General features: G+C 68.6%; 21 protein-coding genes and 1 riboswitch. Of the genes, 7 read left to right on the top strand and 14 right to left on the bottom strand.

Annotation, left to right across the window (positions count from 1 at the left end):
• Positions 1-59: 59 nt before the first annotated feature.
• Together tpx and BM198_RS03165 are read right to left on the bottom strand one after the other, a co-directional pair.
• Entirely contained in the window at positions 60-557 is a 498-nt protein-coding gene (tpx, locus tag BM198_RS03170; protein WP_044400399.1) for a thiol peroxidase, read from the bottom strand.
• A gap of 124 nt (positions 558-681) precedes the next feature.
• On the bottom strand, positions 682-1,428 hold the full coding sequence (locus tag BM198_RS03165; protein ID WP_074967728.1) for a spermidine synthase: 747 nt from the start codon (positions 1,426-1,428) through the stop codon (positions 682-684).
• 157 nt (positions 1,429-1,585) lie between these two features.
• Here BM198_RS03165 and BM198_RS03160 point away from each other — a divergent pair, with 157 nt between their 5' ends.
• On the top strand, positions 1,586-2,914 hold the full coding sequence (locus BM198_RS03160) for a flavin-containing monooxygenase (protein WP_074967726.1): 1,329 nt from the start codon (positions 1,586-1,588) through the stop codon (positions 2,912-2,914).
• 65 nt (positions 2,915-2,979) lie between these two features.
• A complete protein-coding gene (locus tag BM198_RS03155; RefSeq protein WP_074967724.1) occupies positions 2,980-4,341 on the top strand; it encodes a class II 3-deoxy-7-phosphoheptulonate synthase in 1,362 nt (453 codons plus the stop codon).
• Between the two features lie 69 nt (positions 4,342-4,410).
• Here BM198_RS03155 and pyrF read toward each other — a convergent pair whose 3' ends face one another.
• Together pyrF and BM198_RS03145 are read right to left on the bottom strand one after the other, a co-directional pair.
• Entirely contained in the window at positions 4,411-5,109 is a 699-nt protein-coding gene (gene pyrF / locus BM198_RS03150; protein WP_074967722.1) for an orotidine-5'-phosphate decarboxylase, read from the bottom strand.
• Positions 5,110-5,329: 220 nt separating this feature from the next.
• On the bottom strand, positions 5,330-6,067 hold the full coding sequence (locus BM198_RS03145) for a ZIP family metal transporter (RefSeq protein WP_074967720.1): 738 nt from the start codon (positions 6,065-6,067) through the stop codon (positions 5,330-5,332).
• 287 nt (positions 6,068-6,354) lie between these two features.
• Here BM198_RS03145 and BM198_RS03140 point away from each other — a divergent pair, with 287 nt between their 5' ends.
• From BM198_RS03140 to xopAW, 3 genes are all read left to right on the top strand, one after another.
• The gene (locus BM198_RS03140) at positions 6,355-7,104 is read left to right on the top strand and encodes a response regulator (protein WP_074967717.1); all 750 of its coding nucleotides are present in this window, start codon (positions 6,355-6,357) and stop codon (positions 7,102-7,104) included.
• Positions 7,101-8,135, top strand: coding sequence for an ATP-binding protein (locus BM198_RS03135; protein ID WP_139233556.1), 1,035 nt, complete (start codon positions 7,101-7,103; stop codon positions 8,133-8,135). The genes BM198_RS03140 and BM198_RS03135 overlap by 4 nt, the downstream gene beginning before the upstream one ends.
• 123 nt (positions 8,136-8,258) lie before the next feature.
• Complete coding sequence (xopAW, locus tag BM198_RS03130; RefSeq protein WP_074967713.1) at positions 8,259-9,083, top strand: XopAW family type III secretion system calcium-binding effector; 825 nt, start codon at positions 8,259-8,261, stop codon at positions 9,081-9,083.
• A gap of 60 nt (positions 9,084-9,143) precedes the next feature.
• On the opposite strand, the gene BM198_RS03125 is transcribed toward xopAW, so the two are convergent.
• The 9 genes from BM198_RS03125 to BM198_RS03085 form a co-directional block, all read right to left on the bottom strand.
• Positions 9,144-10,697, bottom strand: a complete 1,554-nt coding sequence (locus BM198_RS03125; RefSeq protein WP_074967711.1) for a YdgA family protein — start codon at positions 10,695-10,697, stop codon at positions 9,144-9,146.
• 148 nt (positions 10,698-10,845) lie between these two features.
• Positions 10,846-11,907: an AI-2E family transporter gene (locus BM198_RS03120; protein ID WP_074967708.1), complete on the bottom strand. Its 1,062-nt coding sequence runs from the start codon at positions 11,905-11,907 to the stop codon at positions 10,846-10,848.
• 73 nt (positions 11,908-11,980) lie between these two features.
• Positions 11,981-12,787, bottom strand: coding sequence for a DUF4892 domain-containing protein (locus BM198_RS03115; protein ID WP_044400369.1), 807 nt, complete (start codon positions 12,785-12,787; stop codon positions 11,981-11,983).
• Positions 12,788-12,795: 8 nt separating this feature from the next.
• Positions 12,796-13,458 carry a glutathione S-transferase family protein gene (locus tag BM198_RS03110; RefSeq protein WP_074967706.1) on the bottom strand — a complete coding sequence of 221 codons (663 nt, stop codon included), beginning with the start codon at positions 13,456-13,458 and terminating at the stop codon, positions 12,796-12,798.
• Between the two features lie 51 nt (positions 13,459-13,509).
• Positions 13,510-14,373, bottom strand: coding sequence for an alpha/beta hydrolase (locus BM198_RS03105; RefSeq protein WP_074967704.1), 864 nt, complete (start codon positions 14,371-14,373; stop codon positions 13,510-13,512).
• Entirely contained in the window at positions 14,370-15,179 is an 810-nt protein-coding gene (locus BM198_RS03100; RefSeq protein WP_044400362.1) for an alpha/beta fold hydrolase, read from the bottom strand. The genes BM198_RS03105 and BM198_RS03100 overlap by 4 nt, the downstream gene beginning before the upstream one ends.
• A gap of 108 nt (positions 15,180-15,287) precedes the next feature.
• Complete coding sequence (locus BM198_RS03095; RefSeq protein WP_074967702.1) at positions 15,288-16,094, bottom strand: AraC family transcriptional regulator; 807 nt, start codon at positions 16,092-16,094, stop codon at positions 15,288-15,290.
• A gap of 57 nt (positions 16,095-16,151) precedes the next feature.
• Positions 16,152-16,778 (bottom strand): LysE family translocator, encoded by a 627-nt coding sequence (locus BM198_RS03090; protein WP_074967700.1) that lies wholly within the window; start codon positions 16,776-16,778, stop codon positions 16,152-16,154.
• 140 nt (positions 16,779-16,918) lie between these two features.
• Positions 16,919-18,325: a purine-cytosine permease family protein gene (locus BM198_RS03085; RefSeq protein ID WP_044400353.1), complete on the bottom strand. Its 1,407-nt coding sequence runs from the start codon at positions 18,323-18,325 to the stop codon at positions 16,919-16,921.
• Positions 18,326-18,645: 320 nt separating this feature from the next.
• Here BM198_RS03085 and BM198_RS03080 point away from each other — a divergent pair, with 320 nt between their 5' ends.
• Positions 18,646-19,131 carry a flavin reductase family protein gene (locus BM198_RS03080; RefSeq protein WP_074967698.1) on the top strand — a complete coding sequence of 162 codons (486 nt, stop codon included), beginning with the start codon at positions 18,646-18,648 and terminating at the stop codon, positions 19,129-19,131.
• A gap of 76 nt (positions 19,132-19,207) precedes the next feature.
• Here BM198_RS03080 and BM198_RS03075 read toward each other — a convergent pair whose 3' ends face one another.
• A complete protein-coding gene (locus BM198_RS03075; protein WP_074967696.1) occupies positions 19,208-19,837 on the bottom strand; it encodes a class I SAM-dependent methyltransferase in 630 nt (209 codons plus the stop codon).
• A 118-nt stretch (positions 19,838-19,955) separates the two neighbouring features.
• Positions 19,956-20,159, top strand: a riboswitch (cobalamin riboswitch).
• A 108-nt stretch (positions 20,160-20,267) separates the two neighbouring features.
• On the opposite strand from BM198_RS03075, the gene BM198_RS03070 reads away from it, so the two are divergent.
• Complete coding sequence (locus BM198_RS03070; protein ID WP_083422312.1) at positions 20,268-22,406, top strand: TonB-dependent receptor; 2,139 nt, start codon at positions 20,268-20,270, stop codon at positions 22,404-22,406.
• Positions 22,407-22,410: the final 4 nt, after the last annotated feature.

Genomic DNA, 22,410 nt, shown 5'->3' with positions numbered 1-22,410 from the left:
CAAGCGAGCACCCACAAAAAAGGGAGGCCCAAGGCCTCCCTTCTTCATTCACCGCACGCTCAGAGGGCGGCGATGGCAGCCGCGTAGTTCGGCTCGTCGGCGATCTCGGCGACCAGCTCGCTGTGCAGCACCTTGTCGTTCTCGTCCAGCACCACCACGGCACGGGCGGCGACGCCGGCCAGGGGGCCGCTGGAGATGGCCACGCCATAGTCCTTGAGGAACTGGGCGCCACGCATGGTGGACAGGTTGATCACGTTCTCCAGGCCTTCGGCACCGCAGAAGCGGCTCTGGGCAAACGGCAGGTCAGCGGAAATGCACAGCACCACGGTGTTGGCCAGCTTGCTGGCTTCGGCGTTGAACTTGCGCACGGAGGTGGCACAGGTGGGGGTGTCCACGCTCGGGAAGATGTTCAGCACCTTGCGCTTGCCGGCCAGGCTGGCCAGGGTCACGTCGGCCAGGTTGCTGCCAACCAGGCTGAACGCCGGCGCCTGGGCGCCCTTGGCCGGCAGTTGGCCGTCGACGGAAACCGGGTTGCCCTTGAGGGTTACTTGAGCCATTTGGATTGTCCTTCTTAGTGATGGGTTGTACGGCACAGCAAGTTGGAGGCCGCAGGATAATGAATTCCGACCGGCAAGTCAGACTTTCGATCACCCTCGGCCATGACGCTGGCTCCCGCGCGGCTCAGGTGGCCTCGCGGAGCACGTCCAGCAGCGGTTGCAGGGAGTAGCCCAGGCGCGGCGCCAGGGCTTCGGCGCGGGCTCGGAGGGCCGTCTGGTCGAGGTGCTGGTCCAGGTCCGCCGGGATGATCAGCACCACGTTGCCCTCCTTCACCGGACACTCCCAGTAGTGACGGTGGAACAGCCCGCGCAGCAGCGCTGCTCCCAACGGGCGGCCATCGTCGCCGGCCCACTGGTTGATCACCAACCAGCCGCCCGGGTTGAGGCGCTTCTGGCAGTCCTCCAGGAAGCGCCAGGCCAGGTGGCCAACGCCCGGGCCGGTGTCGGTGTAGAGGTCGACGAAGATCAGGTCGGCCGTCTCGGTCGTCGGCAGCAGCTCCAGGGCATCGCCGATCCGCACCGTCAGGCGCGGGTCGTCGTCCAGCCCCAGGTACTCCATGGCGAGGCGCGGCACGTCCGGGCGCAGCTCCACCACTTCCACGTCATCCAGCGGCAGGAACTTCATGCACGCCTGGGTCAGGGTGCCAGCGCCCAGGCCGAGGAACAGCGCGCTCTCCGGCGCCTCGTGGCACAGCGCCCCCACCAGCATGGCGCGGGTGTAGTCGTACTCCAGCCAACTGGGATCGGCGGTGAAGACACAGCTCTGCTCCACCGCCTCGCCGAATTCGAGGAAGCGGTAGTCGCCCACTTCCAGTACCCGGATCACGCCGAAGGCATCGTGCACCTCGGCGAGCAATCGCTCCTCGCGCATCCCCTCTCCCCACGCCCTGTGACAATTCGCACCAGGGTCGCGCCACAACGGCGCCGTTTGCCATTGAAGCGAAGTGCACGCACCTCGCCATAATCCGTCCAGGCCAAGGCCCGGCAAAAAAGCCCGAGAAGAATACCAGCCAAGAGGTGCTTTCCCCATGTACGCCATCATCGGCGCCGGCCCCGCCGGCCTGAGCGCGGCCCGCCAGCTGCAACGCCACGGCATTCCCTTCGTCGGCTTCGAGCAGCACCAGGACGTCGGCGGGCTCTGGGACATCGAAAACCCCCACAGCACGCTCTACGAATCGGCGCACCTGATCTCCTCGAAGCGCACCACCGAGTTCAGCGAATTCCCCATGGCCGACGACGTGGCGCCCTACCCGCACCACCGCGAGATGCGCCGCTACTTCCACGACTACGCGCGGCACTTCGGCCTGCATGGGCACTACCAGTTCGGCACCACGGTGGAACGCATCGAGCCCCAGGGCGAAGGCTGGCGCGTACGCACTCGCCAGGCGGGCCAGGCACGGGAGTGGCAGGTGGACGGAGTGCTGATCGCCAGCGGCACGCTGCACACCCCCAACCAGCCGCCGCTGCCGGGCCACTTCGCCGGCGAGCAGCTGCATTCGGCGCAGTACCGCTCGGCGGCGGTATTCGAGGGCAAGCGCGTGCTGGTGATCGGCTGCGGCAACTCCGCCTGTGACATCGCCGTGGACGCGGTGCACCGCGCCCGCTCGGTGGACCTCTCGGTACGCCGGGGCTACTACTTCCTGCCCAAATTCCTGCTCGGCCGGCCCATCGACACCTTCGGCGGCGCAGTGAAGCTGCCTCGCCCGCTCAAGCAGCGCCTCGACGCCGCCCTGGTGCGCGCGCTGATCGGCAAGCCCTCGGACTACGGCCTGCCCGACCCGGACTACCGGCTCTACGAGGCGCACCCGGTGGTGAACTCTCTGGTACTGCACCACCTCGGCCATGGCGACATCCGTGCGCGCCCCGACGTGCAGGCGGTCGAAGGCCACGGCGTCACCTTCAGCGACGGCCAGCGGGGCGACTACGACCTCATCCTGCAAGCCACCGGCTACCGCCTGGACTACCCCTTCATCAGCCGCGACGCGCTGAACTGGCGCGAGGACGCCGACGCGCCGGCGCTGTACCTGAACATCTTCCATCCCCGGTACGACAACCTGTTCATGCTCGGCATGGTCGAGGCCTCCGGCCTGGGCTGGCAGGGCCGCGCGGAGCAGGCCGAGCTGGTGGCGCTGTTCATCCGCCAGCGCCAGGCCGGCGCCGCCTCCGCCGAACACCTGGCCCGGACCAAGGCCGAGCGAGCCGGCCAGCGCGTGGACGGCGGCTACGCCTACCTGCCCCTGGCGCGCATGGCCTACTACGTACACAAGGACAGCTACCGCGCCGCCCTGCGCCAGCACATCGACGCCCTGCGCCGCGACCTGGCCGATGCCCCGCAAGGGCGACACGCCCCGGCCTGATCGCGGGCCGGCGGGGCTTTCGGTTACCATTCGCCATCGCCCCGCCCGCCCCTTTCGAGCCCTCGATGAACGACACCTCGCACCACGCCCCCTGGAGCCCGGACAGCTGGAGAACCCGGCCCATCCTGCAACAACCTGTCTACCCCGATGCCGCCCGCCTGGCCCAAGTCGAGCAGACCCTGGCCAGCTACCCGCCGCTGGTGTTCGCCGGCGAGGCCCGCGAACTGCGCCGGCAGTTCGCCGAGGTCACCGAAGGGCGCGCCTTCCTGCTGCAGGGTGGCGACTGCGCCGAGAGCTTCGCCGAGTTCTCCGCCGCGAAGATCCGCGACACCTTCAAGGTGCTGCTGCAGATGGCCATCGTCATGACCTTCGCCGCCGGCTGCCCGGTGGTGAAGGTGGGGCGCATGGCCGGCCAGTTCGCCAAGCCGCGCTCGGCCAATGACGAGACCATCGGTGGCGTCACCCTGCCCGCCTACCGGGGCGACATCGTCAACGGCATCGGCTTCGACGAAGCCAGCCGCATCCCCGACCCGGAACGCCTGCTGCAGGCCTACCACCAGTCCACCGCCAGCCTGAACCTGCTGCGCGCCTTCGCCCAGGGCGGCTTCGCCGATGTGCACCAGGTGCACCAGTGGAACCTCGACTTCATCGCCAACTCGGCGCTGACGGAGAAGTACAGCCAGCTCGCCGACCGCATCGACGAGACCCTCGCCTTCATGCGCGCCTGCGGCCTGGACAGTGCCCCGCAACTGCGCGAAGCGAGCTTCTTCACCGCCCACGAAGCACTGCTGCTGAACTACGAACAGGCCTTCGTGCGCCGCGACAGCCTCACCGGCGGCTGGTACGACTGCTCCGCCCACATGCTCTGGATCGGCGACCGCACCCGCCAGCTGGACGGTGCCCACGTCGAGTTCCTGCGCGGCGTCGGCAACCCCATCGGCGTCAAGGTCGGTCCGAGCATGCCGAGCGAAGACCTGATCCGCCTGATCGACATCCTCAACCCGGACAACGACCCGGGCCGCCTCAACCTCATCGTGCGCATGGGCGCCGAGAAGGTCGGCGAGCACCTGCCGCGGCTGATCCGCACCGTGCAGGCCGAGGGCCGCAAGGTGCTGTGGAGTTCGGACCCGATGCACGGCAACACCATCAAGGCCTCCAGCGGCTACAAGACCCGTGACTTCGCCATCATCCTTTCCGAGGTCAAGCAGTTCTTCCAGGTGCACCAGGCCGAAGGCAGCCATGCCGGCGGCATCCACATCGAGATGACCGGGCAGAACGTCACCGAGTGCATCGGTGGCGCCCGCCCCATCACCGAAGACGGCCTCTCCGACCGCTACCACACCCACTGCGACCCGCGCCTGAACGCCGACCAGTCCCTGGAGTTGGCCTTCCTCATCGCCGAGACGCTGAAGCAGATCAGGCGGTAACGGCTGGCAGTCGCCCATGAAAAAGCCCGGCCTGAGCCGGGCTTTTTCACATCAGCGCCTCGTGCCGGCTCAGGCCAGCTCGGCCACCACGGCGGCCAGTGCCTGGGCCGGGTCGGCGGCCTGGCTGATGGGGCGGCCGATCACCAGGTAGTCGGAACCGGCGTCCAGCGCCTGGCGCGGCGTGAGGATGCGACGCTGGTCGTCCTGAGCACTGCCCGCCGGGCGGATGCCGGGGGTGACCAGTTGCAGCGACGGGTGCGCCGCCTTGAGGGCCGGTGCCTCCTGGGCCGAGCAGACCAGGCCGTCCATGCCGGCCTTCTGCGCCAGGGCCGCCAGGCGCAGCACCTGCTCCTGGGGCTCGATGTCCAGGCCGATGCCGGCCAGGTCCTCGCGCTCCATGCTGGTCAGCACGGTGACGCCGATCAGCAGCGGCTTGGGCCCATTGAACTTGTCCAGGGTCTCACGGCAGGCCGCCATCATGCGCAGGCCGCCGGAGCAGTGCACGTTGACCATCCACACGCCCATCTCGGCAGCGGCCTTGACGGCCATGGCGGTGGTGTTGGGGATGTCGTGGAACTTGAGGTCGAGGAACACCTCGAAGCCGCGCTCGCGCAGGGTGGCGACGATGTCCGAAGCGCAGCTGGTGAACAGCTCCTTGCCCACCTTCACCCGGCACAGCGTCGGGTCGAGCTGGTCGGCCAGCTTCAACGCGGCTTCGCGGGTGGGGAAATCGAGGGCGACGATGATGGGCGTCTGGCAGGCGGACATGGGCGGGCTCTCTGGCAAGTCAAAACGGCGCGCATTGTAGCGGAAGCCCACGCGCGCCGCTGCCCCGGTGATCCCGCTAGAGGGCGCCTCTAAAAACGTAGGCGAGGCCGTCAGCGCAAGGCAAAAACAGGCGAAAAAGCGCAGTTTACGTGGTGTAAATGAGCATTTTGAGCCTGTTTTTAACGCCGCGATGACAACGCAGGTAGTTTTTAGAAGTGTCCTAGAGGTGGTCGAGGGCGAAGGCAGTCATGAAACCAGCCAGGGTGATCAGCCCGGTCCAGGCGTGGGTGCTCTCGAAGGCTTCGGGAATCAGCGTATCCACCAGCATGCAGAGCACCGCACCAGCGGAGAACGCCAGGGCGAAGCCGAGCCAGACCGGCGGCAGGTCACTCATCAGCCCTGGCCCAGCCATGGCCGCCAGGCCCGACAGCAGCACGATGCTGCCCCACAGGCCGAACACGAACCCCGCGCCGCGCTGCTCCTCGCGCAGGCCGGCGGCACTGGCCAGGCCCTCCGGCAGGTTGGAGAGGAAGATCGCCACCAGCATCAGCAGGCTGACCTGCCCGCCATCCAGCAGGCCAAGCCCGAGACCGAGGGATTCGGGAATGCCGTCGAGGAAAGCCCCCACCGCGATCAACAGCGCCGCCATGGAACTGGCACCGCCGCTGCGGGCACGATGATGCGCCTCCCAGCGGTCCAGCCACTGGCTGGCCAGGACGAACAGCACGCCCCCCGCCACCATCCCGCCCAGGGTCGCGCCCAGCCCGCCCAGGCGCTCGGCCTCGGGAATCTGCCCGAAGCACAAGGCGGCGATGAGCACCCCGCTGCCATAGGCCATGATCGACGCCGTCACCTTCGGCGGCAGGGTCACCCAGTAGCCGATGGCGGCGCCCAGCAACAGGCTGCTGGCGGCGAGCCAGCCCCAGAAGCCGGCGAGCAGAGTGGTGGAAAGCTCCATGGATCGTCCTTCTATCGGGGTGCGGTAACGCGCGAGGCGCCCATAACTACCCCATCCGCCGCAGGAAAGCAGCCCACGGCGGAATGATTCGGCCTCACGAGCGGCGCCTTTCGTATCAAGCACGATACAAAGCCGACACGCCCCGGACACGCCACTGCGCGAGCCTCACGCCGCGTTGGCCGGCCCACGCCCGGCGGAGTAGCATGAGCGCCAGCCGACCCAGCCCCGAGCCGACGCCCCTCCCGTAGCAACCGGGGCCCGGCGCCCCGCCAGATGGCAGCCCTTCCATGCACAACCCGCCCAACACCCCTGCCGAGACCCGCCGCTGGAGCACCCGCGCCCTGCTGGTGGACGACGACGTGCCGATCCGCGACCTGCTCTGCGACTACCTGGCCCGCTTCAACATCGAAGCGGTGGGCGTGGCCGACGGCCAGGCCATGCGCGAGACGCTGGCCGCCGAACCGTTCGACGTGGTGGTGCTGGACCTGATGCTGCCCGGTGAAGATGGCCTCTCCCTGTGCCGCTGGCTGCGCAGCGAGTCGGACATCCCGATCCTCATGCTCACCGCCCGCTGCGAACCCACCGACCGCATCATCGGCCTGGAACTGGGCGCCGATGACTACATGGCCAAGCCGTTCGAGCCCCGCGAACTGGTGGCGCGCATCCAGACCATCCTGCGCCGCGTGCGCGACGACCGCGAAGGCCTGCGCGCCGACCAGCGCGCCAGCATCCGCTTCGACGCCTGGCGCCTCAACGGCGTGCTGCGCCAGCTGCACTCCCCCGAGGGGCTGGTGGTGCCACTGTCCAACGCCGAATTCCGCCTGCTCTGGGTGTTCCTCGAACGCCCGCGCCGGGTGCTCAGCCGCGAACAGCTGCTGGATGCCGCCCGGGGTCGTTCCATCGAGGCCTTCGACCGCAGCATCGACCTGCTGGTCTCGCGCCTGCGACAGAAGCTCGGGGATGACCCCAAGTCCCCGCGCCTGATCAAGACCGTGCGCGGCGAAGGCTACCTGTTCGACGCCCGGGAGATCGGCTGATGCGCAAGGCCGACACGCTGTTCGCCCGGCTGTTCGGCCTGTTCCTGGCGGCCATCGTGCTCGCCCACCTGCTGGCCTTCCTCTGGTTCAGCCAGTACGGCAAGCCCCCCGGTCGCGACGGCCCGCCTCCTCCGCCGCCACCCGGCGCCACTCACACCCAGGGCCCGCCGCCACGCCCACCGATGTTCGGCGGCCCCTGGGTGCCGCTGACCTTCCAGTTCGTCTGCCTGATCGGTGCCGCCTGGTACGGCGCACGCCTGCTGTCACGCCCCATCCGCCGCCTGGCCAACGCCGCCGACCGCCTCAGCGAAGACCTGGAAAGCCCCGCGCTCTCCGAAAGCGGCCCCTGGGAAACCCGCCAGGCCGCCCACGCCTTCAACCGCATGCAGGCGCGCATCCGCGAACAGGTGGCCCAACGCAGCCGCATGCTCGCTGCGGTGTCCCACGACCTGCGCACGCCCATTGCACGGGTCAAGTTGCGGGTCGAACAGGTGGAGGACGCCAACCTGCGCGGACGCATCGAGCAGGACCTGGGCGAGATGATCGCCATGCTCGATGCCACCCTCAGCTACCTGCACCAGCAACGCGCCGACGAATCGCTGCAGATGTTCGACCTCCAGGCCCTGGTGGAATCCATGGCCGAGGATGCCCAGGACCGGGGCGCCGACGTGCGCGTCGAAGGCCGCTGCTCGCCCCTGCGCGCCCAGCCCATGGCCCTGCGCTCGTGCCTCAGCAACCTGGTGGAGAACGCCCTGCGCTACGCCGGCCACGCGGTCATCCGCCTGGAGGACAGCCCGGCCGAAGTCCGTGTGAAGGTCAGCGATCACGGCCCCGGCATTGCCCCCGAGCAGCGCGAGGCGGTGTTCGAACCCTTCTTCCGCCTGGAAGGTTCCCGCAACCGCAGTTCCGGGGGCGTCGGCCTGGGGCTGACCATCGCCCGCGAAGCCGCGCGTCGCCAGGGCGGCGAGCTGACCCTGGGGGAAAACCCCGGCGGCGGCCTGCTGGCCACCCTGCGCATCCCCCGTCACTGAGCCCGGCCGCGCTGTCGCAACGCCGATACAAAGCGCACACACCGCCGACACGCCCGCCCCTGAGCCTGGGAGAACCGGAGGACCCTCTTCCGGTCGTGCCATCCCTCTCACAGGAGTGATCCCATGATCAGTGGCGTCAGTGGTTACTCGGGCTACAGCAGCTACAGCAGCTATGGCTCGACGCTCAGCGCGCGGAGCACCGCCAGCGGCAACGCCGGCAGTTGCGCCCCGAGCCAGGGCAACAAGGTGCAGGAAAAGCTCTTCAGCCTGCTGGACAGCAACGGCGACGGCAGCGTCGCCAAGGACGAGCTGAGCACGGCGCTGGACAGCGCCAAGGAAAGCGACAGCAGCCTCACCATCGACATCGATGACCTGTTCAGCCAGCTGGATGCCAACGGCGACGGCTCCATCAGCCAGGACGAGACCGCCGCCCTCGCCCCGCCACCTCCCCCGCCGGGCGGTGGTGGAGGCCCGATGGGCGCCGGTGGCGGCAAGCCGGAAGACCTGTTCGGCGAGCTGGATACCGACGGCAACGGCAGCATCAGCCAGGACGAGCTGACCAGCGCCCTGGGCGAGAACAGCGATGTGGACAGCAGCGAACTGTTCGCCGCCCTGGACAGCGACGGCGACGGCAGCCTGAGCGCCAAGGAAAGCGCCGCCCTTGCCCCGCCGCCGCCCCCGCCAGGCGGCATGGGTGGTCCGCGCGCTGCGGACGGCAACAGCGAGGAACTGTTCGGGCAACTGGATGCCGACGGCAATGGCAGCGTCAGCCAGCATGAGCTCAGCGCGCTGTTCGGCCAGTCCGACAGCAGCAGCGCTGGTAACAGCACCAGCAGCAGCGACCAGGATGTCTACGCCAAGCTGGTGGCCTCCCTGCTCAAGCAGTACGAGAGCAGCAACACCGCCTACACCACCCGCGTGGGCAGCCAGCTGTCCACGGCGGCCTGAGCCGGCGACAAAAAAGGCCGGCCCCTTTCGGGAGCCGGCCTTCTGGCACTGCAGCGTGGGTTACTCCTGCGGAGCGGCCTCTTCGGCCTCGCCTTCGCCCATGCCTTCCATACCCTCCATACCTTCCATGCCCTCCATGCCGCCCATCTCGGGCTGGGCACCCAGGGCACCGCCCAGGCCGCCTGCCATGGCCATGGCCATGCCGGCGAACTCTTCCACGGTCATCTTCTTGCCGTTGAAGTCCACCTGGCCGTCGGCGTAGTGCAGGCGGGAGCGGATGGTCTCGCCCTCCAGCGCCACCAGGTTGGTGGACAGCAGCATGCCGCTGGCCATCTCGGTGGTCATGGAGGCCTGCTGGGCGATCAGCTCCTGGTCTTCCTCGCCGTCCAGGGCGGCTTTCAGGCTGACGATGTCGCTGATCATCGGTTTGGACAGGCTCAGCTCCATGTCCAGGCCCGTGACGATCTCGCGGGCTACCTGGTCAGGCGCTTGCTCGAAGGAGCTGGGCTTGGCCAGTTGCACGCCCAGGCTCAGGCGGCTTTCGCCGTTGGCGGTCTTGAAGCTGAACTTGTCCAGGGCGATGGCCGGCTTGGCGTCGAGCATGCGCACCAGGTCGGCCTGGGCCTGCTTCTGCTGGGCTTCGTCGAGGGCATCCAGGTTGGGCTCGGCGCCGGCACCGGCCTTTTCCACCACGCTGGCGTACAGCTCGGACAGGGACTTGAGCGCGGCGGCGTCGATGTTCTTCACGCTCCACACCATCTCGGTGTTGCCCACCGGCTTGTCCTTGTAGCGAACGCCGGCGGCGAAGGTCAGGCTGCCTTCGATGTTGCTGCCGTTGGCGCGGGTGTCCTGGCGTTGGGACAGGTCATCCAGGGTCACCGTCGGTTCGCCGTCGATGAGGATGCGGGTGGTCTTCAGCACCAGATCACCCTTGCCGACGTACAGGCCGGACTCGGTGCGGGACTGGTCGCTGTCCAGGCTCAGGCCCTTCATTTCCACCTGCACCGGCTGGCCGGTTTCGGAGGTGGAGTCGAAGCGCAGGCTGTCCATGCTGCCCACGGCGGCCACACGCTCGCCACCGGCGCTGCTGCGCAGGTCCAGACGAAGGCCGGAGAAGGCCAGGTGGCTCTTCTCGTCGAGTTGGGTTTCCAGCGGCTTGAGTTCGAGGCTGCCGGAAACGGCACGGTCGTAGCCGATGGCGGCCGTGCCGACCAGCGGCGAGGCGCCCTTGGCGGCGTCGAACCAGCCCTGCACCAGCGGGCTCGGGGCCAGCTCATAGGTGCTGGCGGCCATCACCGGCGCCAGTTCGAAGCGCTTGAGGCGGTTCAGCGGGAAGGGGCCGTGGTCGATGTGGTCGACGAACAGCAGCTCGGACTCGCCGATGACCAGGCGGTAATGGGCGGTGCTGCTGAACAGGCCCTGCTCCAGGGAGACCAGCTCGGCACGGGCGCTGACGCCCAGGGACGGTGCGGCCTGCTGCAGCTGCTCGTTGGCTTCCTTGATGGAGGTGTCCAGCACGCCGGGCAGTTGCTTGCCGGTGTACCAGGCGCCTGCGGTGCTGACGACGGCGACGGCAACGGCCGCGCCAATAACGATTCCTGCGGATTTCTTCATGGTCGACTCGCGGATGATCCTTGTAGTGGGGCTGCTTCCCTGCATCCGCAAGCGGTGCCATGGACCGGCGGGGCGGAAAAAAGCGGCACAAGGCTATCACCTCGCGCCGCTTTTCTGGCAGTTCCCCCGCGTTTCTGTGAGGTGGTGCTCAGCTCTCGGGGTCCTGCTCCGTGTGGGTCTGGGGCGCGCCGATCCAGTCGGAGATGAGGCTGTAGGCCACGGCCAGCAGGGTCGGACCGAGGAACAGGCCCATGAAGCCGAAGGCCAGGATGCCGCCGAACACCCCCAGCAGGACCACCACCAGCGGCAGATTGCCGCCCCGGCTGATCAGGTAGGGCTTGAGCACGTTGTCCACGCCGCTGATGACGAAGAAGCCCCAGATCGCCAGGAACACGCCATAACCGTACTCGCCGTGCCAGAACAGCCAGGCGGCGGCCGGCACCCAGACCAGCGGCGGCCCCATGGGAATGAGGCTGAGGGCGAAGGTCACCAGGCCCAGCACGATGGCCCCGGGCACGCCGGCGATCCAGAAGCCGATCAACGCCAGCAGGCCCTGGGCAGCGGCGGTACCGATCACGCCGTTGACCACGCGCTGTACCGTGCCCGCCACCAGTTCCAGGTAGTGCGGGGCGCGGTCGCCGATCAACCGCCCCAAGGCCTGCTCGGCGAACAGCGCCATACGCGGACCGTCGCGGTAGAAGAAGAACACCAGCACCAGGCTCAGGGCCAGTTCCAGCATGCCGCCGCCGATCTGCGCGCTACGCGCCAGCAGCCAGTTGCCGGCCTGCCCCATGTAGGGCTTGAGGCTGCTGAAAAAAGCCGCGCCCTGCTCGTCCACCCGCGCCCACAGGGCCACCAGGCGGTCGCCCACCATGGGCAGCTCGCCCAGCCACTCGGGCGGCCGGGGCAGGCCCTCGACCTGCACGTTCTTGACGAACTCGGTGGCGTCGCGCACGTGGTCCGCCAGGTTGAAGCCCAGCCACACCAGCGGCACCGCCACCAGCACCATCCAGCCGGCACTGAGGATGGCGGCGGCCGTGGCGGTGCGGCCGTTCAGCAGACGGGTCAGCAGGCGCATCAGCGGCCAGCTGGCGAAGGCCAGCACGGCGGCCCAGAACAGCGCCGACCAGAACGGCGCCAGCACCCAGATGCACGCAGCCAGCAAGGTGAGCAGGAGGATCTGCACCAGCAGGCGGTCGTTGTTCAGCATGAAGTCACTCCGATTGACGCGCGCGTGGCGCCCAGCCGGCGCCACGAACGAAGAAAAGCATGGACGGTGAAGCTCAGCGCAGCCACTCCAGGTGCAGGCCGGCCTCGCGGGACGTGCCCAGCTCCAGGCGAGCCGCACGCACGCCCTGCCCCACCAGCGCCTCGCGCCAGGCTTCCGCACCGGCCCCGCCGAGACTGACCCGCAGGGTGCTGTCCAGGTTCAATCCGCGGGCCAGCAACGTGGCCCAGGCCTCGCTGGGCACGGCCGGCAGCGTCGGCAAGTGCAGCTCGCCGCTGCTCTTCAGCTCGCGCAGCAGGGTCGCTGGCGTGGGTAGCAGCTCGCCCAGGGGGGCGGCGGCATCCAGTTGCTCGGCATGCAGGTAGGCGCGGCGGTTGCCACGGGTGATGGCGTACACCGCCAGCAGGCTGTCCTGGCTGGGCTCGACAAGGCGCACCAGCAGGTAGGCCTGCTGGTCGTCCGGCCCGTAGAGCCGGGCGTTGCCGAACACGGTGTTGGCCCACAGGCTGCTGGAACCGCAGTCGCGGCCCTGGCACCAGTAGAGCGGGATGGCGCCTTTCTCCATCAGGTCGACGCGGGCGCGGTCGAAGGCCTCGGCCGAGCTGTGCCCGCTGGGCAGCTGGTAGGTCACCGAGGTCTGCCGGCCCTGGGCATCCACCCGCTGTTCCATGCGCAGCTGGTTGCTGATGCGGCGGATCGGCCCCTGGGGGTAGAAGCGCTCCTGATCGGGCGCTTCCTTGAAGTCGACGATCTCGGCATGGGGGAAGCGCGGCAGCGCCGTGAGGTCATGGCTCTCGGGCAGGTCGGCGGCCTGCAGCGGGGCCGCCAGGGCCAGGCCCAGGCACAAGGGAAGAAAACGCATGGGCGACCTCAGCGCATCAGCATCGACTGGGCGGATTTCACCACGTTTTCAGCCGAGGCCTGGCGCGGCGGCACCGCCAGGCCGCGTTGCACGGCCGGGCGCGCCTCGATGGCGGCCAGCCAGCGCTGCAGGTGCGCGAGCCCCTCCACCGACACGCCTGCCCAGTCGTGCAGGCGCACCCAGGAGAAGGTGGCGATGTCGGCGATGCTGTAGTCGCCGGCCAGGTACTCCACCAGCGCCAGGCGCGAGTCGAGCACCTCGTAGAGGCGGCGGGTCTCGTGCTGGTAGCGGTCGATGGCCGGCTGGATGACTTCGGGGAAGTAGCGGAAGAAGGCATTGGCCTGCCCCTGCATGGGGCCGACGCCGCCCATCTGGAACATCAGCCACTGCATCACTAGGGAACGGCCCTTGGGGTCGGCGGGCATCAGCTGGCCGGTCTTCTCCGCCAGGTAGACGAGGATGGCGCCGGACTCGAAGACCGGGAAATCACCGTTGTCGCGGTCGACGATGGCCGGGATGCGGCCGTTGGGGTTGATCGCCAGGAAGTCCGGCGCCTTCTGCTCCTTGCGCTCGAAGGACAGCGCAGTCACCCGGTACGGCAGCCCCAGTTCCTCCAGGGCGATGGAGACCTTGTGGCCGTTGGGGGTGGCAGCAGTGTAGAGGTCGATCATCCGGTCTCTCCTTGAAAATGGGGCCCAGCCTTCCCGCTTGCCCCATTCAAGTCAAGGCGCGGCGAAGAAGGGATTGAAACAGTCTGCTACGGCCTGGGCACCGGTCTCGTCGTTGAGGTGCAGGTGATGGCCGCCCGGCCGATGGTGCACCTCGAAGGGTAGCCCTTGCAGCAACTGCGCGATGCGCGGCTCGGCAGCCATCTGCCCGCCCTCGGCCAGCACCAGGCAGGTGGGGCACTGCACCGCGCGGAGGAACTGCTGGGCATGGGCGAAGGTCAGGCGCATGGGCGATGGCAGGGTCAGGCGCATGTCGGTGCGCCAGGTGTAGCCGCCCGGCACCGGCATCAGGCCGCGTTCGGCCAGCAGCTCGGCAGCCTCGCGGCTCACCGCCACCACGCCCTTCATGCGGGCCTGCACGGCACGGTCGATGTCGGCGTAGACCGGCTTGCGCTTGCCCTGCAGGGCCAGCCGTGCCCGCAACGCCTCGCCCAGGCGGGCCGGCGCGCCATCGGCTTCGCCGGTGTAAGGGATCAGGCCATCGATCAGCGCCAGGCGCTCCACCCGCTCCGGCAGCGATGCCGCCAACAGCATGGACACGATGGCCCCGAGGGAGTGGCCCATCAGCGAGAAGCGCGCCCAGCCCAGTTGCTCGGCCACATGCAGCACGTCCTCGGCGTACTCCCACATCTGGTAGCTGGAGCCGGCCGAGTAATGCCCGGAATGCCCGTGCCCGGCCAGGTCCAGGGCGACGATGCGCAGGCCCTTGAGCTTCGGCGCCAGGCGCGCATAGGTCATGGCGTTGTCCAGCCAGCCGTGCAGGGCCAGCACCGGCTGGCCATCCTCGGGGCCGAACAGGTGCGCCGCCAGTTCCACGTGGGGCAGGCTCAGGCGGATTTCTTCGACATGCGCGCTCATGCGGACTCCTGGCGGGCGGCCTGGCCGTCCCAGCGCTTGAACAGGGTACGGAGCAGCGTCGCCGTGTCGTGCGGGCGCTCCAGCGGGAACATGTGGCCGCCCGGCAGCGACAGGTACTCGCCCTTCGGCACCCGGCGCACCAGGCGCGCGTGGTGCGGCATCACCACCCGGCTGTGGCGCCCGCGCACCACCGCCAGCGGCACCTGCAATTGCTGCGGCCGGCCGGGGCTGCTGTGGGGCACGCTGCGGTAGATGCGGATCTCGGTCTCCGGGTCGAACTTCAGCCGCAGCCCGCCGGCGGTCTCGGTGAAGCCGTGGCGCACGTAGGCGTCCAGGCAGTCCGGGTCGAAGTGGCGGAACAGCGTCTTGCCGGCGAAGTAGCGGCGCGCCTCCTCCGGGTCGGCGAATTCCTCGCGACGCCCGAGGGTGCGCCCGGCGGGGGTGATGCGGTCGATGAAGCCGAAGCGCTTGGCGGCGCGGATGACCATCTTGTCGGCCAGGGTCAGCACCGGCGAATCGAGCATCGCCACCCCGCGGTACAGCTCCGGCCGGCGCAGCGCCGCGTGGTAGTGCAGCACCCCGCCAAGGGAATGGCCGACGCCCCAGACCGGCTCGGCCTGGGCCTCCAGGTGATGGATGAGTTCGTCCACCAGGTTTTCCCAGTTGTCGTTCACCGGGAAGCGCGGATCGTGCCCGTGCTGCTCCAGGTGCAGCACGCGGTAGTCCGGTGCCAGCGCGTCGAACAGCTTGGCGTAGGTGGCGGACGGAAAGCCGTTGGCATGGGCGAAGAAAAGGGTCTGGGTCATGGCGGCGGCTCGTGGCGGAACTGCCGGAGATTTTCCGGCAGGCCACCCCACCCGGCAATGACTCTCACGCACGGTGATGACGGCGCTATGGCCAGGGGCAAGGTGGTTTCAGCCACGCCCGCGCAGGCGGGCCGGCGGCGCGCCGTAGGTGCGGCGGAATAGGCGCGAGAAATGCGCCTGGTCATAGAAGCCGAGGCGCAGCGCCACGTCCGACAGCGGCTCCCCCGCCAGCACCAGCGGCAGGGCGCGGGCCAGGCGCAACTGGGTCAGCCACTGCAGCGGCGGCAATCCGCAATGACGCTGGAAGCGCCGCAGCACCTGCCAGGGGCTCAGCCCGCAGAAGGCTGCCAGTTCCTCCAGGGAGGGCGGCGTATCCAGCCGGGACTCCAGCCACTCCCGCAGGCGCCGCCAGGTGGCTCCGTCGAAACCACCGACCGGGTCCTCCACGCGCAGACTCGAGCCCAGTTGCAGCAGGCAGGCCATGGCCTGCCACAGGGCTTGCTCCTGGGCCAGCCGCGAATCCCCGAGCAGGCTGTCATGGGCGGCCAGCAGGTGCGCCTGCAACGCCGGGTGGCGCAGGGTCGCGCCGAGCAGCCGGGGCGTGCCACGGCGGTCGTCGCTCAAGGCGCGGCTGGCCTGCTCCAGCCAGTGCGGCTCGAAGGCCAGCACGCGAATGCGGTAGCCCTCCGCGTCCAGGCTGGCGCCGTCGTGGATCTGCTCCGGCGCCATCAGCAGCACATCGCCCTGCCCCGCCAGCTGGCGCTCGCCCTGGTAGACGAAGCGCTGCCGCCCCTCCAGCAGCAGGCCCACGTGGTACTCCAGGTGGAAATGCCGGGGAAAGGCGAAGCGGTGGTATTCGGCGTCGATCAGGCGGATGCCGGGCAGGCCGCCGACGATATGGCTGGTGCGTTCCATGCGCGCCACTCTAGCGCGCCGCCCCCTGTCCTGGCTTGGACGAAATTGCAGCCGCGCTCAATGCGCCGACGAGCCGGCCAGGCGCACACCGAAAGCGATCAGCACGCCCCCGGTGAGCCGGTCCAGCGCGCGGATCACCGCCGCCCGGCGCAGGAACCGCCCCAGCGGCACCGTGGCGGCGATGAGCGCCGCGAACCAGATCAGCGTCAACACCACGTGCAGCCCGGCGAGGAGGAAGGAATAGCCCGCCACGCTGGCGCCGGCGGGCACGAACTGCGGCAGGAAGGTGACGTAGAACACCCCGACCTTGGGGTTGAGCAGGTTGGTCAGGAAGCCCCGCCAGAACGCCGCCCCTTGGCCACCCGAGCCAGCATCCGCCTCCTCGTCCAGGGCCTGGCGCGGGCGCAGCAGCAGCCCGGCTCCCAGCCACAGCAGGTAGGCCGCCCCGGCCAGCTTGACCGCTGTGTAGGCCAGCTCCGAGGCCTGCAGCAGCGCCCCCAGCCCCAGGGACACCGCCGCGCCCCAGAGCAGGCAACCCAGGCCGATTCCCAGGGACGCCATCACCGCCGGGCGCCGGCCCTGGGCAGTGGCGGCACGCAGCACGATGGCGGTGTCCACGCCGGGGGTGAGGGTCAGCAGGGTGGCGGCGGCGACGAAGGCGAGCAGCAGGGGCAGGTCGATCATGGTTCCGTGGCCTGGGCGGGAGTCGGAGGGCGGCTCGCCACTCTATGCCGGGCGGCGAGACGCGGTCAAAACGGCCCGCCCGGTACGACAACGCCGGCACCAGGCAGAGCCTGGCACCGGCGTGTCGAGGTTCACCGGGCTCAGTCGGCCAGCGCGGCGCCGGCCAGGTTCGAGGCCGCGCTGCGGCTGCGGGTGGCCAGGCAGTAGTACAGCGGGCAGGTCACCACCAGGCCCACCAGCCAGGAGAGGTCGGCGCCCTCCACCAGGTTGGCGTAGGGGCCGGCGTAGAGCGAGGTGTTGGCGAAGGGCAGCTGCACGATGATGCCGATGAAGTAGGCAATGATCGCGTGCGGGTTGAAGCGCCCGTAGATGCCACCGTCCGGGCTGAAGATCGAGGCGATGTCGTAGCGGCCGCGCTTGATCAGGTAGAAGTCGATGAGGTTGATCGACGCCCAGGGCACCAGCACCAGCAGCAGCGCCAGCACCAGGCCGATGAAGCGCGAGATGAAGTCGGCCGAGGCCCCCAGCGCCACCACGCAGCAGCCGGCGAGAATCACCGCCGACAGCGCCACGCGCACCGGGATGCTCGGCGTCCAGCGGCCGGCGAAGGTCTGGATCGAGGTGACGATGGACAGCACCGCGCCATAAAGATTGAGGGCGTTGTGGCTGATGATGTTGAGCAGGAACAGCACCATCAGGATCGGCCCCAGCCAGCCGGTGGCCTGCTTCACCGCCGCCATCGCCTCGGTACCCTCCGGAGTGGCCAGTGCCGCCACCAGGCCGAAGGCGAACGACAGGATGGTGCCCAGGGTCGCCCCCAGGTAGGTGGCCAGGAACGGCCGGGCGATGCCCACTTCCACCGGCAGGTAGCGCGAATAGTCCGAGGTGTAGGGCGAGAAGCTGATCTGCCAGATGATCCCCAGCGACAGGGTCGCAATCCAGCCAGCGAGGTTGAAGCCGCCACGGGTGAAGAAATCCGCCGGCAGGTCATGGGCAAAGATGTAGGCGAAGCCGGCCAGCAACGCCGAGCCCATCACCCAGGTGCCGATGCGGTTGAGGGTGTGGATGAAGCGGTAGCCGATCACCCCGATGGCGGTAGCGCTCAGCGCACCGATCAGGATGCTGGCCGGCACCGGAACCGACGGGGCGATACCGACGATGGACTTGCCCGCCAGGACGATGTTGGAAATGAAGAAGCCGACGTAGATCAGCGCGGCGAAGAACACGATCAGCAGGGCCCCGTAGCGCCCGAACTGGCCGCGGCTCTGCACCATCTGCGGAATCCCCAGCTGCGGCCCCTGGGCCGAGGCCAGGGCGATCACCACGCCACCGATCAGGTGCCCGAGGACGACCGCGAGCATCCCCCAGAACAGGTTGAGGTGGAACACCTGGACCACCATGGCGCCGGTAACGATGGGCAACGGCGCGATGTTGGTGCTGAACCACAGGGTGAACAGATCGCGCGCCTTCCCGTGGCGCTCCGCAAGGGGGACGTAGTCCACCGTGTGGTTTTCGATCAGGGGGTCTTGCCGGGACATCTGGGACATGGAAATGAACTCGAGTTTGTCTGTTCTTATCGTTGTTTGAAGCCAAACCGGAGGCGCTCTGCGTCGCCCCTCAGATGAACACCATATTATGGTATTCCAAACTTTTGACAAGCCTGATCCGCTTTTCCACGACGCATCTGATCCGCCATCCTGACGCAACCCGAGGTCCCGCCGCCAGAACCAAAGCCCCGGTATTTGAGGCTTTCCGACGAAAGTAGAAGGCCGACGGAGCGCCCATGAAAGCGCTTGCAAATTGCGTATTACGGTATACCATCAGACCTAATTGATTCAGCCTGCCGTACACCACCGAGGTTCCACCGATGATCGATGCCGCCCTCTACAAGAAAGCCATGGCCTCCTTCCCGTCCGGGGTCACCGTGATCACCACCCTGGATGACGACGGACAGGTGGTCGGCCTCACCGCCAGCGCCTTCAGCTCGCTGTCCATGGACCCAGCCCTGGTGCTGTTCTGCCCCAACTACAGCTCCGACTCCTACCCGGTGCTGATCCGCAACAAGCGCTTCGCCATCCACGTCCTGTCCGACGCCCAGCAGAAGGAAGCCTATGCCTTCGCCCGCAAAGGCAAGGACAAGGCGCAAGACATCGAATGGACCCTGAGCGAACGGGGCAACCCGCTGCTGGCCGGCGCCAGCGCGATCATCGAGTGCGAGCTGTGGCGGGAATACGAAGGCGGCGACCACGCCATCATGGTGGGCGCCGTGAAGAACCTGGTCCTGCCCCAGGAAGAGGCCGCCCCCCTGCTCTATTGCCACGGCAAGATGGGTGCCCTCCCCGTCCTGGCCTGACACCTGACACCTGACTACCGTGCGTTCTTCAGCCCCCGCCATGGGGGCTTTTTTATGCCAGGCGAACAGCCGTTGCTCAGGCCGGCTTCCGCCACACACTCGCCAGCCAGGGCTGCTGCTCGCGGGGCAGCCCCGCCGGCCGGTAATAGTGCTCCAGCGCCTGAAAGCCGGCCGCCTCCAGCAACTCACGCCAGCGCGCGTAGTCGTGCCAGGCGCCGTAGCGCTGGCCGTTCCAGCCTTCCTCGTTCTGCCCCCGTGGATTGGAGCTGAACAACACGCCACCCGGCCGCAGGGTGGCGTGCAACTGGCTGAGTACACGCGGCAACTCCTGCAGCGGCACATGGAACAGGCTGGCATTGGCGAACACCCCATCGAAGCGCTCGGCGGGCAGCTCCAGCGCCAGGAAATTCTGCTGCCACACCTCGCAACCGGCATCGGTGCGGGCCATCTCGACGAAGCGTGCCGTACCGTCCAGCCCCACCGGGCGATGGCCGAGGCGGCGGAAGGTCTGCAGGTCGCGCCCCGGGCCGCAACCGAAGTCGAGGATGTCGAACGGCCCGCCCGGCCCCAGGTGGCGCAGCAGCGCCTCGATGTTCTGGCTCACGTCGTGGTCGCGGGTGCCCTCGCGGAAGCCCTCGGCATTGCGCTGGTAGTCATCCAGGGTGATGGCGCTGATGGCATCGAGATCGTGGGGTTCCAGGCTCATGGGGCCTCCGGGCAGTGAACGGCGGCGGGCATTCTACCGGCTGCGACGGGAACGGCCATCGCCGGCAGGCAGGGCGAATGATTCCCGACAACGGTTGACGCCATCCCGAGCCAGTGGTCAGATGCGCGCCGTTCCAGGTGTCCCACGCCGTCGTGCGTGGGGTGAAACGGGAAGCCGGTGCGTCCATCAGGACCAGTCCGGCGCTGCCCCCGCAACGGTAAGCGAGCGCTGCATTCGATACGCCACTGTGCCCACGGCATGGGAAGGCGAATGCGGCGTGATCCTCGCAAGCCCGGAGACCGGCCTGGAGCATCGATAGGCAAACCCGCGGTGGGCGGGCACGGGCCGGTTTCTCGCACGGGTGCACGCGCCCGCGCGCGCCTTTGCATTCCCTCCGGGCTCCATTCATTCCTGACGTGATAGGAACGACATGTCCCGTACCTTCAGCTCCAACGCTTCGGCGAGCGCCGCCTTCGGCCTGCTCGCGCTGTCCATTTCCTTCTCCCTGCACGCCGAAGACGGCACCCTGGCGCTACCGGCCACCGCCGTCACCGGCCAGGCGGACGACACCGCCATCCGCCTCGACACGCCCGTGCCCGCCGGCTCGCGCCTGGGCCTGTCCGCCCTGGAAACCCCGGCCAGCACCAGCGCCATCAGCGGTGACGACGTGCGCGCTCGCAACAACGCCACCGTGCAGGACGCCGTGACTCGCAGCCCCGGCATCACCCACATCGGCACTCCCGGCAACGGCGGCACCGCCCTCTCGGCCCGGGGCTTCACCGGCCACGCCTCGGTGATGCAGCTGTACGACGGCACGCGCTTCTACACCGGCATGGGCACCACCACCTTCCCCACCGACCCGTGGATGGTCGAGCGCATCGACGTGATCCGTGGCCCGGCCTCGGTGCTCTATGGCGAAGGCGCCACGGGCGCGGTGATCAACGTGGTGCCGAAGAAGCCCTTCGACGGCGAGATCCGCAACCGCCTGCGCCTGGGCTACGGCTCCGACGACCGCCAGCAGATGGCCCTGGACAGCGGCGGCTCACTCACCGACACCCTCAGCTACCGCCTCAACCTCAACCGCGAGGCCAGCCACGGCTGGATCGACCGGGGCGACTCGAAGAACCTCGGCCTCAGCGCCGCCCTGCGCTGGCAGGCCAGCGACGCCCTGGCCTTCACCCTCGCCCACGACCAGGGCGACCTGCAGCCGATGAACTACTTCGGCACGCCACTGATCGACGGCCACCTGCGGGACAGCCTGAAAGACAAGAACTACAACCTGCACAACGCCGAGTTGCACTACAACGACCAGTGGACCCGGCTCGTCACCGACTGGACGCCCAGCGAAGGCTTCAGCGCCAGCAACCAGCTCTACCACATCAAGAGCCGCCGCTACTGGCGCAACGCCGAGGCCTACACCTGGGACGCCGGCCGGGGCCAGCTGGAGCGCGCCGAGCAGCTGCGCATCAAGCACGAGCAGGAGCAGATCGGCGACCGCCAGACCTTCACCTTCGACCATTCGTTGTTCGGCCTCGACAGCCGCACCCTGGTGGGCGGCGAGTTCAACCGCATCCGCTTCGACCTGCTGAACAACGCGCCCTACACCGACATCGGCGGCGACTATGTCGACCCGTGGAACCCGGCCCCCGGCTACTACCAGAGCGCCTCGGCCTACCGCCCGCACTCGCGCAGCGAAACCCGCACCGCTGCGCTGTTCGCCGAGAACCGCACCCAACTGAGCGAGCGCTGGTCCGTGGTCACCGGCGTGCGCCGCGACCAGAACCACATCGACCGCACCGACCTGCGCGCCAACAGCCGCAGCGACCGCAGCATCCAGGGTGGCAACTGGCGCGCCGGCCTGGTGTTCGCCGCCACCCCGCAGTTGTCCTTCTACGGCCAGTACTCCACCAGCGAGGACGGCGTCAGCAACCTCATCACCCTCAGCCCCACCCAGCAGCAGATGGACCTGACCGAGTCGAAGCAGACCGAGTTCGGCCTCAAGCAGCAGTTCTGGGACGGGCGCGGCGAATGGACCCTGGCCGCCTACCACATCGTCAAGAAGAAGCTGCTCTCCCGCGAATCGGTGACCCGCCCCACCCAGCAGATCGGCCAGCAGTCCTCCGACGGCCTGGAGGCGACCCTCGAACTGGCCCTGGAGCAGGGCTGGCACGTCTCGGCCAACGCCTCGCTGCTGCGCGCCGAATATGACGACTTCAACGAGTCCGTCGGCGGCCAGCTCGTCTCCCGGTCCGGCAACCGCCCCACCGACGTGCCACGGCGCACCGCCAACCTCTGGGTCAGCAAAGCGCTGGGGCATGACCTGGATGCCGGCCTCGGCGCGCGCTACGTCGACGCCCGTTACGCCGACGCCGCCAACACCGTCAAAGTACCCGGCTACACCGTGCTCGACGCCAACCTCGGCTGGCAGGTGCTGCCCGACACGCGCCTGGGGCTGGAGCTGAACAACCTGCTGGACCGCCGCTACGCCGTCACCCAGCAGAATGGCGGCCAGCAGTGGCTGCTGGGCCAGCCGCGCTCGTTCTTCGTCACCGCCGACTACAGCTTCTGAGGGT

The sequence above is a fragment of the Metapseudomonas otitidis genome (genome assembly GCF_900111835.1).
GTDB lineage: Bacteria > Pseudomonadota > Gammaproteobacteria > Pseudomonadales > Pseudomonadaceae > Metapseudomonas > Metapseudomonas otitidis.
Note: the sequence above shows the minus strand (reverse complement) of the source record. Positions and strands in the feature narration are given on the sequence as shown.

Coding starts and splice junctions, on each gene's coding strand:
- xopAW (WP_074967713.1), top strand. CDS start 8,259: ATGATCAGTGGCGTCAGTGGTTACTCGGGCTACAGCAGCTACAGCAGC.
- BM198_RS03145 (WP_074967720.1), bottom strand. CDS start 6,067: ATGGAGCTTTCCACCACTCTGCTCGCCGGCTTCTGGGGCTGGCTCGCC.
- BM198_RS03140 (WP_074967717.1), top strand. CDS start 6,355: ATGCACAACCCGCCCAACACCCCTGCCGAGACCCGCCGCTGGAGCACC.
- BM198_RS03075 (WP_074967696.1), bottom strand. CDS start 19,837: ATGAGCCTGGAACCCCACGATCTCGATGCCATCAGCGCCATCACCCTG.
- BM198_RS03115 (WP_044400369.1), bottom strand. CDS start 12,787: ATGCGTTTTCTTCCCTTGTGCCTGGGCCTGGCCCTGGCGGCCCCGCTG.
- BM198_RS03070 (WP_083422312.1), top strand. CDS start 20,268: ATGTCCCGTACCTTCAGCTCCAACGCTTCGGCGAGCGCCGCCTTCGGC.
- BM198_RS03125 (WP_074967711.1), bottom strand. CDS start 10,697: ATGAAGAAATCCGCAGGAATCGTTATTGGCGCGGCCGTTGCCGTCGCC.
- BM198_RS03100 (WP_044400362.1), bottom strand. CDS start 15,179: ATGACCCAGACCCTTTTCTTCGCCCATGCCAACGGCTTTCCGTCCGCC.
- BM198_RS03165 (WP_074967728.1), bottom strand. CDS start 1,428: ATGCGCGAGGAGCGATTGCTCGCCGAGGTGCACGATGCCTTCGGCGTG.
- BM198_RS03095 (WP_074967702.1), bottom strand. CDS start 16,094: ATGGAACGCACCAGCCATATCGTCGGCGGCCTGCCCGGCATCCGCCTG.
- tpx (WP_044400399.1), bottom strand. CDS start 557: ATGGCTCAAGTAACCCTCAAGGGCAACCCGGTTTCCGTCGACGGCCAA.
- BM198_RS03090 (WP_074967700.1), bottom strand. CDS start 16,778: ATGATCGACCTGCCCCTGCTGCTCGCCTTCGTCGCCGCCGCCACCCTG.
- BM198_RS03120 (WP_074967708.1), bottom strand. CDS start 11,907: ATGCTGAACAACGACCGCCTGCTGGTGCAGATCCTCCTGCTCACCTTG.
- BM198_RS03155 (WP_074967724.1), top strand. CDS start 2,980: ATGAACGACACCTCGCACCACGCCCCCTGGAGCCCGGACAGCTGGAGA.
- pyrF (WP_074967722.1), bottom strand. CDS start 5,109: ATGTCCGCCTGCCAGACGCCCATCATCGTCGCCCTCGATTTCCCCACC.
- BM198_RS03105 (WP_074967704.1), bottom strand. CDS start 14,373: ATGAGCGCGCATGTCGAAGAAATCCGCCTGAGCCTGCCCCACGTGGAA.
- BM198_RS03080 (WP_074967698.1), top strand. CDS start 18,646: ATGATCGATGCCGCCCTCTACAAGAAAGCCATGGCCTCCTTCCCGTCC.
- BM198_RS03085 (WP_044400353.1), bottom strand. CDS start 18,325: ATGTCCCAGATGTCCCGGCAAGACCCCCTGATCGAAAACCACACGGTG.
- BM198_RS03110 (WP_074967706.1), bottom strand. CDS start 13,458: ATGATCGACCTCTACACTGCTGCCACCCCCAACGGCCACAAGGTCTCC.
- BM198_RS03160 (WP_074967726.1), top strand. CDS start 1,586: ATGTACGCCATCATCGGCGCCGGCCCCGCCGGCCTGAGCGCGGCCCGC.